Origin of the sequence: Streptomyces amritsarensis, assembly GCF_001953875.1 — a bacterium.
GTDB classification, from domain to species: Bacteria; Actinomycetota; Actinomycetes; order Streptomycetales; family Streptomycetaceae; genus Streptomyces; species Streptomyces amritsarensis.
The window spans coordinates 58644-74204 of sequence record NZ_MQUR01000011.1 but is presented as its reverse complement, the minus strand read 5'-3'; the positions used below and the strand labels follow the sequence as shown (position 1 = coordinate 74204).

15 protein-coding genes are annotated in these 15561 nt (G+C 73.0%); 5 read left to right on the top strand and 10 right to left on the bottom strand.

From position 1 onward, the window contains the following. The first annotated feature begins 98 nt into the window (after window positions 1-98). Window positions 99-2576 carry a beta-glucosidase family protein gene (locus AVW11_RS07655; RefSeq protein ID WP_076043580.1) on the top strand — a complete coding sequence of 826 codons (2478 nt, stop codon included), beginning with the start codon at window positions 99-101 and terminating at the stop codon, window positions 2574-2576. An 86-nt stretch (window positions 2577-2662) separates the two neighbouring features. On the opposite strand, the gene AVW11_RS07650 is transcribed toward AVW11_RS07655, so the two are convergent. After that, complete coding sequence (locus AVW11_RS07650) at window positions 2663-3559, bottom strand: SGNH/GDSL hydrolase family protein (RefSeq protein ID WP_076043579.1); 897 nt, start codon at window positions 3557-3559, stop codon at window positions 2663-2665. Between the two features lie 249 nt (window positions 3560-3808). Here AVW11_RS07650 and AVW11_RS07645 point away from each other — a divergent pair, with 249 nt between their 5' ends. After that, complete coding sequence (locus AVW11_RS07645; RefSeq protein ID WP_030841205.1) at window positions 3809-4303, top strand: DUF3145 domain-containing protein; 495 nt, start codon at window positions 3809-3811, stop codon at window positions 4301-4303. Window positions 4304-4381: 78 nt separating this feature from the next. On the opposite strand, the gene fabF is transcribed toward AVW11_RS07645, so the two are convergent. The 5 genes from fabF to AVW11_RS07620 all read right to left on the bottom strand — a co-directional run bounded on the left by fabF (window position 4382) and on the right by AVW11_RS07620 (window position 9279). After that, window positions 4382-5647, bottom strand: a complete 1266-nt coding sequence (gene fabF, locus AVW11_RS07640; protein ID WP_076043578.1) for a beta-ketoacyl-ACP synthase II — start codon at window positions 5645-5647, stop codon at window positions 4382-4384. Between the two features lie 79 nt (window positions 5648-5726). Beyond that, on the bottom strand, window positions 5727-5975 hold the full coding sequence (locus AVW11_RS07635) for an acyl carrier protein (RefSeq protein ID WP_030841212.1): 249 nt from the start codon (window positions 5973-5975) through the stop codon (window positions 5727-5729). A 55-nt stretch (window positions 5976-6030) separates the two neighbouring features. Then, complete coding sequence (locus tag AVW11_RS07630) at window positions 6031-7035, bottom strand: ketoacyl-ACP synthase III (protein WP_030841215.1); 1005 nt, start codon at window positions 7033-7035, stop codon at window positions 6031-6033. 19 nt (window positions 7036-7054) lie between these two features. After that, window positions 7055-7972, bottom strand: coding sequence for an ACP S-malonyltransferase (locus AVW11_RS07625; RefSeq protein WP_060178110.1), 918 nt, complete (start codon window positions 7970-7972; stop codon window positions 7055-7057). An 89-nt stretch (window positions 7973-8061) separates the two neighbouring features. Continuing rightward, window positions 8062-9279 carry a PucR family transcriptional regulator gene (locus AVW11_RS07620; RefSeq protein ID WP_060178111.1) on the bottom strand — a complete coding sequence of 406 codons (1218 nt, stop codon included), beginning with the start codon at window positions 9277-9279 and terminating at the stop codon, window positions 8062-8064. A gap of 92 nt (window positions 9280-9371) precedes the next feature. On the opposite strand from AVW11_RS07620, the gene AVW11_RS07615 reads away from it, so the two are divergent. Beyond that, window positions 9372-10028, top strand: coding sequence for a pirin family protein (locus AVW11_RS07615; protein WP_107423249.1), 657 nt, complete (start codon window positions 9372-9374; stop codon window positions 10026-10028). A gap of 98 nt (window positions 10029-10126) precedes the next feature. Here AVW11_RS07615 and AVW11_RS07610 read toward each other — a convergent pair whose 3' ends face one another. Continuing rightward, window positions 10127-10945 carry a serine hydrolase domain-containing protein gene (locus tag AVW11_RS07610; RefSeq protein ID WP_076043608.1) on the bottom strand — a complete coding sequence of 273 codons (819 nt, stop codon included), beginning with the start codon at window positions 10943-10945 and terminating at the stop codon, window positions 10127-10129. Window positions 10946-11023: 78 nt separating this feature from the next. Between AVW11_RS07610 and AVW11_RS07605 the strand changes: the two genes are divergently transcribed. Continuing rightward, on the top strand, window positions 11024-11446 hold the full coding sequence (locus tag AVW11_RS07605) for a MerR family transcriptional regulator (protein WP_030841230.1): 423 nt from the start codon (window positions 11024-11026) through the stop codon (window positions 11444-11446). Then, window positions 11443-12465, top strand: coding sequence for an aldo/keto reductase (locus tag AVW11_RS07600; RefSeq protein WP_076043577.1), 1023 nt, complete (start codon window positions 11443-11445; stop codon window positions 12463-12465). Before AVW11_RS07605 ends, AVW11_RS07600 begins: the two co-directional genes overlap by 4 nt. Window positions 12466-12487: 22 nt before the next feature. On the opposite strand, the gene AVW11_RS07595 is transcribed toward AVW11_RS07600, so the two are convergent. The 3 genes from AVW11_RS07595 to AVW11_RS07585 all read right to left on the bottom strand — a co-directional run bounded on the left by AVW11_RS07595 (window position 12488) and on the right by AVW11_RS07585 (window position 15440). Beyond that, window positions 12488-13339 carry a DUF4429 domain-containing protein gene (locus AVW11_RS07595; RefSeq protein ID WP_051699577.1) on the bottom strand — a complete coding sequence of 284 codons (852 nt, stop codon included), beginning with the start codon at window positions 13337-13339 and terminating at the stop codon, window positions 12488-12490. A 66-nt stretch (window positions 13340-13405) separates the two neighbouring features. Further along, window positions 13406-14545: an alpha/beta hydrolase gene (locus AVW11_RS07590; RefSeq protein WP_076043607.1), complete on the bottom strand. Its 1140-nt coding sequence runs from the start codon at window positions 14543-14545 to the stop codon at window positions 13406-13408. Window positions 14546-14783: 238 nt separating this feature from the next. Beyond that, entirely contained in the window at window positions 14784-15440 is a 657-nt protein-coding gene (locus tag AVW11_RS07585) for a TetR/AcrR family transcriptional regulator (RefSeq protein WP_225884733.1), read from the bottom strand. Between the last annotated feature and the right edge of the window lie 121 nt (window positions 15441-15561).

Here is a 15561-nt window from a genome sequence, read left to right as displayed (position 1 = left end):
GGCGCCGCACAACGCCGCACGGCGCCGCACAGCGCCGCACGGCGCCGCACAGCGCCGCACCCACGCCACCGCACCGCTCTCGACGAGGAGACACGGCCGTGACCGATGCCGATCAGGTCCGCGATCAGATCCGGGACGACGCCGTGGAGGCGGCGCTCGACAAGCTCGACCTCGACACCAAGACCCTTCTGCTGGCCGGCCAGGACATGTGGTCCCTGCCCGCGATCCCCGCCATCGGGCTGAGGTCCCTGGTCATGTCCGACGGGCCCATCGGGGTGCGCGGCGTGCGCTGGACCGCCGACGACCCGTCCGTCGCCCTGCCCTCCCCGACCTCGCTCGCCGCCGCCTGGGACCCGGAACTCGCCCGCCGCGCCGGCCGTCTCCTCGCCCAGGAGGCCCGCCGCAAGGGCGTCCACGTCCTGCTCGCGCCCACCGTCAACCTGCACCGCTCCCCGCTCGGCGGCCGGCACTTCGAGTGCTACTCCGAGGACCCGTACCTCACCGGCGCCATCGGCAGCGGCTACGTGAGCGGCGTCCAGGACGGCGGGGTCGCCACCACGGTCAAGCACTTCGTCGGCAACGACGCCGAGACCGACCGGTTCACCGTCGACAGCGCCATCGCCCCCCGCCCGCTGCGCGAGCTGTACCTGGCCCCCTTCGAGGCCATCGTCGCCCGTGCCCGCCCATGGGGCGTCATGACCGCCTACAACCAGGTCAACGGCACGACCATGACCGAACACCGGTACCTGGTGAACGAGGTCCTGCGCGGCGAGTGGGGCTTCGACGGCTGCAACGTCTCCGACTGGATGGCCGCCCGCTCCACCGCCGGGGCCCTCCTGGGCGGCATGGACGTCGCCATGCCCGGCCCGACCACCGTCTACGGGCCCGCCCTCGCCGAGGCCGTCCGCGCCGGAGAGGTCCCCGAAGCGGCCGTCGACGACGCCGTGCGCCACGTCCTGCGCCTCGCCGCCCGCGTCGGGGCCCTGGAGGGCGCCCCCGCCGCCGTCGAGACCCCGCCGGCCCCGGTCGACGGCCGTGCGCTGGCCCGCGAGCTCGCCGCCCGCGGCTTCGTCCTCGTGCGCAACGAGGCCGGCCTCCTGCCGCTCGACGCCTCCGCCGGGCGCACCATCGCCCTCCTCGGGGCCGCCGCGCGCGACGCCCGGGTACTGGGCGGCGGCAGCGCCACCGTCTTCCCCGAACGGATCGTCTCCCCGCTCGACGGCCTCGCCGCGGCCCTCCCCGAGGGGGCCCTGACCTACGCCGTCGGGGCCGACCCCTGCGAGGAGCCCACCCCCGCCGACAAGGGGTTCGAGCTCGTCGCCGTGTGCCGCGACGCCTCGGGGGCCGTCCTCGGCGAGGGCCGCCTGCCTACCGGGCAGGTCCAGTGGATCGGCGACGACCTGCCCGCGGGCGCCACGTACGAGACGATGGCGAGCATCGAGGTCCGCGGCACGTTCGTGCCGCGCGAGAGCGGTGAGCACACCTTCGGCACCCGCGGACTCGGCGCCTTCTCCCTCACGGTCGGCGGACGGCGCCTGTGGAGCGGCGTCCAGGGGATGGGCGACGAGACCGACCCCTTCGAGGCCTTCTTCGGGGCGCCCAGCGAGCGTGCCCGTGTCACCCTCGCCGAGGGCGAGCCCGTCGAGGTGTCGCTGACCTACCAGGTCCCCGACATGAGCGGGCTCCCGCTGCGGGCCGTCATGTTCTCGCTGCTCCACCTCGGTCCGCGGCGCGACCCCGACGACCTGATCGCCGAGGCGGTGCAGGCCGCCCGGGCCGCCGACACCGCCGTCGTGGTCGTCGCCACGACCGAACGCGTCGAGTCCGAGGGCTTCGACCGCGCCGACCTCGCCCTCCCGGGCCGCCAGGACGACCTGGTGCGGGCCGTCGCCGCGGTCAACCCGAACACCGTGGTCGTCGTCAACGCGGGCTCCCCGGTGGAGCTCCCCTGGCGCGAGGACGTCGCCGCCGTCCTGCTGACCTGGTTCCCCGGGCAGGAAGGCGGGGCCGCGCTGGCCGACGTACTGTTCGGCCGGGCGGAGCCGGGCGGCCGGCTGCCCACCACCTGGCCGGCCCGGCTCGCGGACGCGCCCGTCACCGAGGTCGTCCCCACCGACGGGCGGCTGGAGTACGGCGAAGGCCTCTTCATCGGCTACCGCGCCTACGAGCGGCAGGGCGTCGTCCCCGCCTACCCCTTCGGGCACGGCCTGGGCTACACCGACTGGGCGTACGAGTCACTGGAGGCCACCCCGGACGCCGTACGGGTCCGCGTCACCAACACCGGCGCCCGGGCCGGCCGCGAGGTCGTCCAGGTCTACCTGGCGCCCGCGGCCACCGCGTCCGAGGGGGCGCGGAGCACGACCGCGGAGCGTCCGGCGAGCTGGCTCGCCGGCTTCGCGAACGTCGCCGCGGGCCCCGGCGAGAGCGTGGAGACCGAGATCGCGCTCCCTGCCCGCGCCTTCGAGATCTGGGACGAGGAGGCCCGGGGCTGGCGCCGGATCGGCGGCGTCTACGAGGTCCGCGTGAGCCACGCGCACGGCGACACCCGGCTGACCGCGACGCTCGACATCGCCTGACACGCCGTATGGCCGGAAATCACCCCTGAATGCCGGTCCGGGGGCGGGAGCTGACGCCCGCTCCCGGACCCTGCGCGCACACGGCGTCAACGCGGCGGCTCGGCCGCCGTCACCTGGCGGTGCGCCAGTTCCGCCAGCCGCGCCTGCCCGTCCTTGCCCGGGTGGAACCAGTCCCAGCGGCTCAACTGCTCCGCCGCGAAGGGGTACCGGAACACCGCGCCGCCGTCGTAGCGGCACAGCGCGTCCTTAGCGCAGACCTCGCGCAGCACCTCGTTGTACTCCACCACCCGCGCCCGCACCTGCTCGCGCCGGGCCGTGGCCCCCGTGGCCAGCGACAGCGGATCGGCGAGCATCGACTGGCAGATACCCAGCTTCCAGACCTGGCGCACCATCGGCAGGTCCTTGCCCTGCTCCCACAGCCGTTGCAGGTCGGGCACGCTGGAGACGTACACCTGGGAGGCCGGGGAGGCGGCCCGCAGCTGCGCGAGGGCCTGCTCGAAACCGGAGCGGAACTCCGCCACCGGGGTCATCGCCGAAGCGGTGGGCCGGCAGGCGTCGTTCGACCCCACCATCACCGTGACCAGGTCGGGCTTGTGCGCGGCGGCGGCCGTCAGCTGGCCCGGCAGGTCCGCCATCCGCGAGCCGGTCACCGCGTAGTTCCAACTGCGCCCCGGCACCGCGGCGTCCCCGAGCAGCCGGGCCGCGAGGGAGCGGACGGCGGGGTCGCTGCCGGTGGCCCAGGAGACCTCGGGGCAGTCGGCGAGGACCGAACAGGCGTCGAAACCACGTGTGATGGAGTCGCCGGCGGCCGCGATCGAGGTGGGCGCCGTGTTCCACCGGGGAGCCGACTGCGCCCCGCGCTCGCCCGGGTCGGCCGACCCGCCCGACTGGCACCCCGTCAGGGTCCCGGCCAGCAGCGCGACCGCCGCGCCCGCCCCCGCGAGAGCACGGCGCGCGCGGCGGCGGGGAGCGGTGGTGCGCATGGGAAGGACCCCTCCTTGTGGCCCCCACGTCGTTCGGGGGGTCCTGCTGAGTGAAAGCTCTGTGTTTACCGGCCTCGGAGCGACCGTACGTCACACCAGGACCCCTGGCGCACGGTAGCTTTTTCCCGTGGCGTTTCGGCCGCAGGTCCCGTTGCGCAATGTCAAATAATTTCCGTTACATTACATCACGTCACAAACTGTCCGTTTTCTGGAGTTTATTCCCGACCTCGTCCACCACTGGAGGTCCCGGTGACGACACGTGGAGTTCTGTACGTGCATTCCGCACCGCGCGCGCTCTGCCCGCACGTGGAATGGGCCGTAGCGGGCGTGCTCGGGGTGCGGGTGAACCTCGACTGGATCCGGCAGCCCGCCTCCCCCGGCACCTGGAGAGCCGAGTTCTCCTGGCAGGCCGAAGCGGGCACCGCCTCGAAGCTCGCCTCCGCGCTGCGCGGCTGGCACCTGCTGCGCTTCGAGGTGACCGCGGAGCCCTGTCCGACCGCCGAGGGCGAGCGCTACAGCTCCACACCGGAGCTCGGCATCTTCCACGCCGTCACCGGCCTGCACGGCGACATCCTGATCCCGGAGGACCGGCTGCGCGCCGCGCTGGCCCGGTCCTCGCGCGGCGAGACCGACCTTGAGGCGGAGATCGCCAAACTGCTCGGCAAGCCCTGGGACGACGAACTGGAGCCGTTCCGCTACGCCGGCGAGGGCGCCCCGGTCCGCTGGCTCCACCAGGTGGTCTGACCGGCGGCACGGCCCGATGGAACGCGAAGGGCCCCGCACGGCGACTGCCGTGCGGGGCCCTTCACGTGCAGGCGGATGTCAGACGCTTCGGAAGGCGAGCGTCACGTTGTGGCCGCCGAAGCCGAAGGAGTTGTTGATCGCGGAGATCGGGCCGTCGGCCGGCAGCTTGCGCGGCTCGTCCCGCACGATGTCCGCGTCGATGTCGTCGTCGAGCGCGTCGACGTTGATCGTCGGCGGGGCCAGGCGGTGGTACAGCGCCAGCACCGTCGCGACGGTCTCGATACCGCCCGCGCCGCCCAGCAGGTGACCGGTCATCGACTTGGTCGCGGAGATCGCGATGTGGTCGAGGTCGTCGCCCAGGACCTTGCGCAGGGCCTTGATCTCGGCCGTGTCACCCTGCGGGGTGGACGTGGCGTGCGCGTTGACGTGGACCAGCTCGGCCGGGTCGAGACCCGTGTTGTCGAGCAGGTTCTGCACCGCGGCCGCGACACCGCGGCCGGTCGGCTCGGGCTGCGCGATGTGGTGGCTGTCCGCGGACAGGCCCTGGCCCAGCACCTCGCAGTACACCCGGGCACCGCGCTTGGCCGCGTGCTCGGCGGACTCCAGGATGACGACGCCCGCGCCCTCGCCCAGGACGAAGCCGTCACGGGCCTTGTCGTACGGACGGGAGGCCGTCTCGGGGCTCTCGTTGTTCTTCGACATCGCCATCATGTTGGCGAAGGCGGCGATCGGCAGCGGGTGGATCGCGGCCTCGGTGCCGCCCGCGACGACCACGTCGGCGCGGCCGGTGCGGATCATCTCGACGGCGTAGCCGATGGCCTCGGCGCCGGACGCGCAGGCGCTGACCGGAGTGTGCACGCCCGCCTGGGCGTTGACCTCCAGGCCGACGTTGGCCGACGGGCCGTTCGGCATGAGCATGGGGACGGTGTGCGGGGAGACCCGGCGCACACCCTTTTCCTTCAGTACGTCGTACTGGTCGAGCAGAGTGGTGACACCGCCGATACCGGAGGCGATCACGGTGCCCAGGCGGTCGGGCGCGACGGACTCGTCCTCGCCCGCCGGAGCGGTGTAGCCGGCGTCGGCCCACGCCTCGCGGGCCGCGATGACGGCGAACTGCGCCGAGCGGTCCAGCTTGCGGGCCAGCGGCCGGGGCAGGACCTCACTCGGGTCCACGGCGACCGGGGCGGCGATGCGTACCGGGAGTTCGGCGAAGCGCTCGCCCTCCAGGGGCTTGACGCCGGAGCGGCCGGCGAGCAGACCTTCCCAGGTCGAAGCGCTGTCGCCACCCAGCGGAGTGGTTGCGCCGATACCGGTGACGACCACGGTGCGATTGGTCGGGCTCACAGGAATTCTTTCTCCACGTCTCAGAGGGTGCTGAATTGTCACGGCGCCACCGCCGGGTGGCGACAAACGCTCGTCAGGCTCAGGCCTGGTGCTTCAGGATGTATTCCGCGGCGTCGCCGACCGTCTTGAGGTTCTTGACGTCCTCGTCCGGGATCTTGACGTCGAAGCGCTCTTCGGCGGCGACGACGACCTCGACCATGGACAGGGAGTCGACGTCCAGGTCGTCGGTGAAGGACTTGCCGATCTCGACGTCCTCGACCGGGATGCCCGCGATCTCGTTGACGATCTCGGCGAGGCCCTCGACGATCTCTTCCTGCGTGGCGGCCATGTGGCGCTCCTTCTCTGGGTAACTGGGTAGAAAGACCGGGATGTGGATCCCGGCCCTAGGGGAGGGTAACGACCGTCGCGGCGTAGACGAGCCCCGCCCCGAAGCCGATGACGAGCGCGGTGTCGCCGCTCTTCGCCGCTCCGGTCGCCAGGAGCCGCTCCATGGCGAGCGGGATCGAGGCGGCCGACGTGTTGCCGGTCGTCTCCACGTCACGGGCGACCGTGACGTGCTCCGGCAGCTTCAGAGTCTTCACCATCGAGTCGATGATCCGCATGTTCGCCTGGTGCGGGATGAAGACGTCCAGGTCGTCCGCGGTGATCCCGGCGGCGTCGAGCGCCTGCTGGGCCACCTTGGCCATCTCGAAGACGGCCCAGCGGAAGACCGCCTGACCCTCCTGCGTGATGGCCGGGAACTTCTCTCCGGCGTCCTTGCCGAGGTACTCGTCCCACGGCACGGTCTGCTTGATCGTGTCGGACTTGTCGCCCTCCGAACCCCACACGGTGGGGCCGATGGCCGGCTCGTCCGAGGGGCCGACGACGACGGCGCCGGCACCGTCGCCGAACAGGAAGGCCGTCGCGCGGTCCTCCAGGTCGGTGAGGTCCGAGAGCCGCTCCACGCCGATGACGAGGACGTACTGGGCGGACCCCTCCACCACCATGCCCTTGGCGAGGGTCAGGCCGTAGCCGAAACCGGCACAGCCCGCGGAGATGTCGAAGGCGGCGGGCTTGACCGCGCCGACCCGGTGCGCGATCTCGGTCGCGACGGCCGGGGTCTGCTTGAAGTGCGAGACCGTGGAGACGATCACCGCACCGATCTGCTCGGGGGCGACACCGGCGTCGGCCAGCGCCTTGCCCGAGGCCTCCACCGACATCGCGGCGACGGTCTCCTGGGGCGAGGCCCAGTGCCGGGTGGCGATGCCGGACCGGGAGCGGATCCACTCGTCGGAGGAGTCGATGGTCTCGAGGATGACCTCGTTGGGCACCACACGGGTCGGGCGGTAGCCGCCGACGCCGAGGATGCGGGCGTAGGGGGAGCCCTTGGCCGGCTTGATCTTGGACATGCTGTGTGGGCTCCTTCTCTCAGGCCGTCAGTTCGGCGACCAGCGCCGCGGCCTTCTCGAGATCGTCCGGGGTCTTCAGCGCGACGCTCGGTACGCCCTTCAGCGCGCGCTTGGCCAGACCCGTCAGGGTGCCGCCGGGGGACAGCTCGATGATCCCCGTGACGCCCAGCTCGGCGAACGTCTCCATGCACAGGTCCCAGCGGACCGGGTTCGCGACCTGGCCGACCAGGCGGGCGACGACGTCGGCGCCCGTGGCGACGACGAGGCCGTCCTTGTTCGAGACGTACTTCACCGCCGGGTCGGCCGGGGTGAGGGCCTCGGCGGCCTTCTCCAGCTCGGCGACCGCGGGGGCCATGTGGTGCGTGTGGAAGGCGCCCGCGACCTTGAGGGGAACGACCTTCATGGAACCCTCGGGCTTGTCGGCCTGGAGGGCTTCGATCTGCTCCATCGTGCCGGCGGCCACGATCTGGCCCGCGCCGTTGATGTTGGCCGGGGTCAGGCCGAGCTTCTCGAGGTGTGCGACGACGACGGAGGGTTCCCCGCCGAGCACCGCGGCCATGCCCGTCTCGGTGACGGCGGCGGCCTCCGCCATGCCCAGCCCGCGGGTCCGGACGAACGACAGCGCGTCCTTCTCGGGCAGCACGCCGGCGATGGCCGCGGCCGTGATCTCGCCGACGCTGTGGCCGGCGACGGCGCCGAAGGCCGAGGTGGAACCCAGCGCGGAGGCGGACAGCAGACCGGCGGCGACCAGCAGGGGCTGGGCGACCGCGGTGTCGCGGATCTCCTCGGCGTCGGCCGTCGTGCCGTAGCGGGCAAGGTCCAGCTTGATGGCGTCGGACCACTCGGCGACGCGGTCAGCGGCGCCGGGGAGGTCGAGCCAGGGAGTCAAGAAGCCGGGCGTCTGAGCGCCTTGGCCGGGAGCGACGAGTACGAGCACCCTCACACTCTCTCTTGTGGATGGTCCCTGCCGCCCGTGGGGACAGGGACCAAGAACCGTCGGGGTAATTGTTGATGTCCCACAAAAGTCTAGGACTGGCTGTCACCGTCGGCCAGACGCCCCAGAATCAGGGCGATCCGCAGCGTGAACGCCGATCGGACATCGGACGGCGACCAACCGGTGACGTCGGTCACACGTCGCAGCCGGTAGCGCACCGTATTGGGGTGCACGAACAGCATCCGAGCTGCCCCTTCGAGGCTGCTCGCCTGCTCCAGGTAGACACTCAACGTCTCCAGCAGTGCCGAACCCGCCTCCTCAAGCGGTCTGTAGATCTCCTCCACCAGCTGTTCCCTGGCAGCCGGATCGGAGGCGATCGCGCGTTCCGGCAGGAGATCATCCGCCAGGACCGGGCGCGGAGCGTCCTGCCACGCCGTACAGGCCTTGAGTCCGGCCGCCGCGGCCTGCGCCGACTTCGTGGCGTTCAGCAGGTCGGCGACCACCGGTCCGGCCACCACCGGACCCGCGGCGAACGGCCCGATCAGGGACTTCGCCACCTGCATCGGGTTGTCGCTGCCGCCCGCGATGACGACCAGACGGTCTCCGAGCACACCCGTCAGGACCTGGAGCTTGTGATGGCGGGCCGCCCTCCGGATGGCCTCGACGGTGAGCTCGCTGTCGCCCTCCGGCGCCGTGCCGAGCACCACGCACACGTGCTCCGGGGAGTTCCAGCCCAGCGCCGCCGCCCGCGACAGCGCGCCCTCGTCGGCCTCCCCGGACAGCACCGCGTTGACGACCAGGGACTCCAGCCGGGCGTCCCACGCCCCGCGCGCCTCGGCGGCCTGCGCGTACACCTGCGCGGTCGCGAAGGCGATCTCCCGCGCGTACACCAGCAGCGCCTCACGCAGGATCGACTCGTCGCCGGGGGCCGCCACCTCCTCGATCGCGGTCTCCATGACCTCGATCGTGGTCCGCACCATCTCGACGGTCTGCCGCAGGGTGATCGCCCGGGTCAGCTCGCGCGGAGCCGTGCCGAAGACGTCCGTGGAGATCGCCTGCGGAGTCTCCGGATGCCGGAACCACTCGGTGAACGCGGCGATACCGGCCTGCGCGACCAGCCCGATCCACGAGCGGTTCTCGGGTGGCATCGCCCGGTACCACGGCAGGGTCTCGTCCATGCGCGCGATCGCGTTGGCCGCCAGGCGGCCGGAGGACTTCTCCAGGCGGCGCAGCGTCGCGGTGTGCGGATGCGCGGGAGCGGGATGCGCGGAGTGTGTGGCGGGCGACTGCTCACGTTCGGGTTGAGGCACGGGACAAGACTGCCTTATCGGGAAGGCTGCGCCGAGTCCGGTCCCGTGTCCGGGCCCGCCACCGGCCCGCGGCTGGGGCTACCGTGGCCCTCATGATTGATGTACGCCGCGGCGCCGACCGGTACGAGGGAGGGGACCCGGCAGCCGGGATCACCACCCGGCACGCCTTCTCCTTCGGGTCCTTCTACGACCCGGACAACCTGCGCTTCGGCCCCGTCCTGGCCTGCAACGAGGAGACCCTCGCGGCCGGCGCGGGCTTCGACGAGCACCCGCACAGCCACACCGAGATCGTGACCTGGGTGATCGACGGCGAGCTCACCCACCAGGACAGCACCGGCGAGAAGAGCCTCGTCGGGCCCGGGGACGTGCAGCGGCTCAGCGCCGGATCAGGGGCGCGCCACGTGGAGCGCAACGACGGCGACCGGCCGCTGCGCTTCGTGCAGATGTGGCTCTCGCCGCTCGCCACGGGCGGCGATCCCTCGTACGAGGTGCTGCGGGGCGTCCCCGACGGCACGCCCTACGAGGTCCCCGCGGCCGGCGCCGCCCTGCACGTACGGCGTCCCGGCGCGGGCGAGCGGGTCGCCGTACCGGCCGCCGAGCGGGTGTACCTGCACGTCGTACGCGGGGACCTGCGCCTGGACGGGGCGGAACTGGGCCCCGGGGACTCGGCGCGGATCACCGCCGAGGAGGGACTGGAGGTCGTCGCCGGGTCCCCCGGAGAGCTGCTGATCTGGGAGCTGCCGGCCTAGTGCTGTGACCGGCAGGGTTCACCGGGTCGCGACGCCCGGCAAACCTTTCCGGCCACAGCACTGGCCGGGAGCTGCCCGACCCGATCCGGCGGACACCCCTAGCGGGTGCGGAGTTCGGCCAGGACCGCGTCGGTGAACGGGGTCCACGCCTCGACCGCCCAGGGGCCGAAGGGCCGGTCGGTCAGCGCCACGCACGCGGCGCGCGCGTCCGGGTCCACCCACAGGAACGTGCCGGCCTGGCCGAAGTGGCCGAAGGTGCGCGGGGAGGACGTCAGGCCCGTCCAGTGCGGGGACTTGCCGTCGCGGATCTCCATGCCCAGGCCCCAGTCGTTGGGGGACTGGCTCCCGTAACCCGGCAGGACGCCCTTGAGCCCGGGGTGGACGACCGAGGTGGCCTCGGCGACCGTGCGGACGTCGAGCAGCCGGGGGGCCTGCAGTTCGGCGGCGAAGCGCAGCAGGTCGGAGACGGTGGAGACGCCGTCCTTGGCGGGCGAGCCGTCCAGGGTGGTCGACGTCATGCCCAGCGGCTCGAAGACCGCCTGGTGCACGTACTCCGCGAAGGGGATCCCGGTGGCCTTGGCGATGTGGTCGCCGAGCACCTCGAAGCCGGCGTTCGAGTACAGCCGGCGCGTACCGGGCGCGGCCATCGCACGGTGCTCGTCGAAGGCCAGGCCGCTGGTGTGCGCGAGGAGGTGACGGACCGTCGACCCCTCGGGCCCGGCCGGCTCGTCCAGCTCGACCGCCCCTTCCTCGTGGGCCACGAGGGCGGCGTACGCGGCGAGCGGCTTGGTGACCGACGCCAGCGCGAAGCGGTGGTCGACGGGCCCGTGCGAGCCGGCGAGGCTCCCGTCGGCGCGTACGACGGCCGCCGCGGCGGTGTCCACGGGCCAGGTCTCGATGATCCGCAGGGTTTCCATGCCGCTCGCGGCCTCCTTGCTGTCCATGCGGCCGAGCCTACTTGCTTGGAGTGCGCTCAAGGGTTCTAGCGTGGGGCCATGAGCCGGAGCCACAGCCTGAGCCACAGCCCGGGCCTGACGCAGACGCGGTACACGATCAGCGAGGTGGAGGCCCGGACCGGTCTGAGCCAGCACACCCTGCGCTGGTACGAGCGGATCGGCCTGTTGCCGCAGGTGGACCGCTCGCACTCGGGCCAGCGCCGCTTCACCGACAAGGACCTCGACTGGCTGGGCTTCGTGGGCAAGCTGCGCGCCACGGGGATGTCGGTGGCCGACATGGTCCGCTACGCCGAGCTGGTCCGCGAGGGCGAGCACACCGTCGAGGAACGCCGCGGGCTGCTGGAACGGACACGCAGCGAGGTGCGGGCGCGGATGGCGGAGCTGACGGACGCGCTGGCCGTACTGGATTACAAGATCGACACGTACGCGATGAAGACGGTCTCGGGGAAGGGACGGCAATGACGGAGTACGCGGACATTCCGCAGCGGGTCGAGCTCGGCAGGGGCGGCCCCGTGGTCGGCGTCCAGGGCCTGGGCTGCATGGGCATGAGCGAGTTCTACGGGGAGACCGACGAGGCGGCCGCCCGGGAGACCCTGGAGGCGGCGCTGGCCGCCGGGGTCACCCTCTTCGACACGGCGGACGTCTACGGCCGCGGCCGCAACGAGGAGTTCCTCGCCCCGTTCGTGGCCGCGCACCGGGGCGACATCACCCTGGCGACGAAGTTCGCCATAGAGCGCAACGACGACCCGGCCTTCCGGGGCGTCCGCAACGACCGCGCGTACATCCGCGCCGCCGTCGAGGGCAGCCTGCGCCGGCTCGGTGTGGACGTCGTCGACCTCTACTACATGCACCGGCGCGACCCGGCCGTGCCGCTCGCCGAGTCGGTGGGCGCCATGGCGGAGCTGGTGCGCGAGGGCAAGGTGCGCCATCTCGGGCTGAGCGAGGTCACCGGCGCGGAGCTGCGCGAGGCGCACGCCGTGCACCCGATCGCGGCGCTGCAGTCGGAGTGGTCGCTGTTCAGCCGGGACGTGGAGCGCAGCGCGGTGCCCGCGGCGGCCGAGCTGGGCGTGGCCTTCGTGCCGTACTCCCCGCTCGGCCGGGGCTTCCTGACCGGGGCCTTCGCGGACGCGTCCGCGGAGCTGTCGCAGAGCGACTTCCGGCGCCACCAGCCGCGGTTCACCGGCGACAACGCGAAGAGGAACGCGGCGCTGCTGGAGCCGGTCCGGGAGATCGCGGCGGCACGGGGCGCGAGCCCCGCGCAGATCGCCCTGGCCTGGGTGCAGCAGCGCGCGGCGGTGCACGGCCTGACCGTGGTCCCGATCCCGGGGACCCGCCGGGCGGAGCGGCTGCGCGAGAACGTCGCGGCGACCCGGATCACTCTGGCGCCGGCGGAGCTGGCCCTGCTGGAGCCGATCGCCGCGCAGGTCGCCGGGGACCGCTACCCGGACATGACCTTCACCTCGGCGGCCCGGGAGGCCTAGAGGGCGTCCGCGCCGCTGCTGGTCACCGGGGCTCGGTGGTGAAGCGGTCCCGGAGGGTGGCGTATTCGCCGTCGGTCAGGAGGCCGGCCGAGTAGAGCTCGCCCAGGTGCCGCAGCCGTTCGTCGCCGGAGCGGCCGCGGGCGGCGGCGACCGGGGTACGGCTGCGCGTGGCGGCGAGGACGGCCGCGGCGAACGGCAGCGACTCGTGGACCGCCCCGTAGCCCACGCCGAAGACGGCCGAAGCGAGGTCGTGGTCCGGCCGGGGGTCGGCCGGGGTCTGGCGGGGCTCGCGCAGGACCAGCCGCAGATGCCCGCCGGTGCCGCCCGGGGAGCGCCACTCGACGCCGGTGAGGTCGGCCAGCGGGTACTGCTGGTCGCCCGCCTTCCACTTCGTGCCGGTGGCGCCGGTGCGCGACCAGTGGAAGGCGACGGAGGAGCCGTCGAAGCCCACCCGGGCGTCGTACGCCTTCAGCTGGAGCGGCGGCTGCGGTACGTCGACCAGGAAGCGCGGGGCCGGCTCGGCGGCGTCGGGCCCGAGCTGCGAGCGCACGGCGGCGGCGAACGCCGCCGCCGATGTCGCCCGGTCGCCCGGCAGCACCATCCGGTAGGGGTCGCACGCCTCCTTCAGCTGTCCGGCGGCGGCCTCCATCAGCGGATCCGCGCCGGGGCGCGGGACGGCACGCAGAACCACCGTGTCCCGCCGTCCGGCGGTCACGGTCACGGCGGACACCGCTTCCAGGGGGATCCGGCGCGAACCCAGCGCTTGCCACAGTCTTGGCGTTCGCATCCCCCGTGCGAAGCGGATGAGCACCGAGTCCGAGTCGAACTCCCAGACGGCATGGTTTCCGGCCAGTACGTCACCCATGCGCCACATGGTAAAGGGCGCCACCCCCGTGCGTCCCCCTCGATGCGGTGGCCGATTTCCGTGCCTCTACGCGCGTCAGTCCTGCTCTGTCCCGGAAATTCCGCGCCGGCACGCGTCGTCGCCGGTAGCGCACACAACGGAACCGAACGCGCCGGTTCCGATCTTGGCGAAGTTCGCCATCGAATCCGTACCTGGCGTGAAATAGCCGGTGTGGCTCCTGGCCCTGGCCGAGGACAGCAGCCGCGCGCCGAACTCCGGGGACACCGGATCGGCGCCGTGGCCCACACCGCCGACCTCCAGGTGGGGCACGTCCGCGATCCAGTCGCCCTCGTCGCGCGTCGCCCAGACCCGCGCCGAGGTGCGCAGACCCGCGACGTTCTCCGCCCGCATGCCGGGGCTGCCCGCCACCACCACGTCCGTCACCCGCCTGGGCAGCTCGTGCGCGGCGACCCCGCACACCACCGACCCGTAGCTGTGGCAGAACAGCGCCACGCTCGAGTTCCCGGGCAGGGACACGGTCAGGGTCTTCAGCCGGACGGCGCCGTCGAAGGCCATCCGGCCGGTGGCGGCGTCCATGCCCACCCCGGTGGGCGCGGTGTAGCCGGCCCAGGCGATGACCGCCGTCCGGCTCTTCGGCGCGGCCGCGCGCTCGGCCTCGTGCAGGGCCTCGGCCATGCCGACCGGGGAGGTCAGCCGGCGCTGGGTGCGCTCGAAGGTGAGGAGGTCGGTGTCCACGCCGGGAACGATCACCGAAACCCGCTCGGCGTCGTCGAGGTCGCCGAAGACCTCGGCGACCCGGCCGCCACCGGTGGGGTCGAATACGAGAATCTGCCGGCCGGGTTCGGCGAGCGAGGCGAAGCGGTGGGAGCGCCGGGTGGCCTCGGCGCGGTCGGCCGGAGTCAGCGCGACGTCGTGGCTGCGGGCCTCCTCGACCAGGCGGGCCTTCTCCAGGCCGCGTCGGTTGGCCCGGTAGCGGGTGGCGACGGGTGCCCCGTCGAGGTTGCCGACGACGAGCGGGTAGCCGTCGGCCAGGCGGGCCCGCTGGGCGCCGTCGAGGCCGGCGAAGAAGCGGGCCACCGTCCGCACGGGAGCGTCCGCCGGCGGCACCGGGCGGCCGTCCAACCGCGCCTTGGACCAGGCGTCGAGGGCGGCGGCGCGCAGCGGCGTGCCCCCCTCGGGGCGGTGCACGGCCGTCCAGCCGGTGGTCGCCAGCATGATGAAGACGACCGCCAGCGCGAGCAGGGTGCGCAGGCCGGCCGGGCGCGGGTCGGCGCCTGGAACGGTGGTGTGGGCGAGGCCGGGCAGATTCACTGGGACCAGCGTAGGAGACCGATTCCGGGCGTGGCGCGCCGGGTGACGGGGTTCACGCCCGACCGTGGGACACCGTGAGGGGCGGACCGCCGGCCGTCGAGACCCGGGCGAAAGATCCGAAATGTCGCCTCCTGGTGGCGGTTCAGTGCCAGCGCCCCGCCAGAGCTGGGCCGATGCCGTCGAGGTAACCGTCCGTCAGCCGGCGGATCGCCTCCACGCTCGTGTCGCCGCCCCGACCCCAGAGCCGCCCCGTGACCCTCATCACTCCGAAGAACGCAGCGACCGCCACCCGGGGCCGCGGGTCGGCCTCCACGTCCAGCCCCTCGCGGGCGGCGATCAGCCGCGAGATCCGCTCCTCCAGCTCCGCGGAGCGCCGCAGGTGCACCGCGAGCAGGGCCGGGGTGGACTCGATCAGCCGGTAGCTGCGCATGTAGAGGTCGACCGGGACCACCCCGCCGAGGGCGTCGTCGACCGTGTCCCACGCGGCGAGCACGGCGCTGCGCAGCGCCTCGAGCGGCCCCTCGGCCGCCGGCCGGGCGTGCAGCTCGGCGACGAAGTGCGACTCCACCAGGTCCTGGACGGCGAAGACGACCTCTTCCTTGTTGGCGAAGTAGCGGAAGAAGGTCCGCTGGGACACGGCCACCGCGGCGGTGATCTCGTCGACGGTGGTGCGCTCGTACCCCCGGGACACGAAAAGCACGAGCGCGGCGCGCAACAGCGCGCCGCGGGTGCGCCGCTTCTTGCGTTCACGCAGTCCGGCCACCGGCGCGGTCGGCGCCGTCCGCTCGTCGATCGCCACCGCCGGGCTCCTTTCTGACGCCGAGTGGGCGGTCAGAGTACCCGTGACCGACGGCCCGGCGGCCGATTGGCCGAGCCGTGCCGAGCCGTCGGCGAAGGGGCGCCGGACCGGTCCCGGACGA

What these genes read in the sequence shown, in the direction of transcription:
- AVW11_RS07650 (WP_076043579.1), bottom strand. Translation starts at nt 3,559, where the DNA reads ATGCGCACCACCGCTCCCCGCCGCCGCGCGCGCCGTGCTCTCGCGGGG.
- AVW11_RS07635 (WP_030841212.1), bottom strand. Translation starts at nt 5,975, where the DNA reads ATGGCCGCCACGCAGGAAGAGATCGTCGAGGGCCTCGCCGAGATCGTC.
- AVW11_RS07630 (WP_030841215.1), bottom strand. Translation starts at nt 7,035, where the DNA reads ATGTCCAAGATCAAGCCGGCCAAGGGCTCCCCCTACGCCCGCATCCTC.
- AVW11_RS07615 (WP_107423249.1), top strand. Translation starts at nt 9,372, where the DNA reads ATGATTGATGTACGCCGCGGCGCCGACCGGTACGAGGGAGGGGACCCG.
- AVW11_RS07610 (WP_076043608.1), bottom strand. Translation starts at nt 10,945, where the DNA reads ATGGAAACCCTGCGGATCATCGAGACCTGGCCCGTGGACACCGCCGCG.
- AVW11_RS07605 (WP_030841230.1), top strand. Translation starts at nt 11,024, where the DNA reads ATGAGCCGGAGCCACAGCCTGAGCCACAGCCCGGGCCTGACGCAGACG.
- AVW11_RS07600 (WP_076043577.1), top strand. Translation starts at nt 11,443, where the DNA reads ATGACGGAGTACGCGGACATTCCGCAGCGGGTCGAGCTCGGCAGGGGC.
- AVW11_RS07595 (WP_051699577.1), bottom strand. Translation starts at nt 13,339, where the DNA reads ATGTGGCGCATGGGTGACGTACTGGCCGGAAACCATGCCGTCTGGGAG.
- AVW11_RS07590 (WP_076043607.1), bottom strand. Translation starts at nt 14,545, where the DNA reads ATGCTGGCGACCACCGGCTGGACGGCCGTGCACCGCCCCGAGGGGGGC.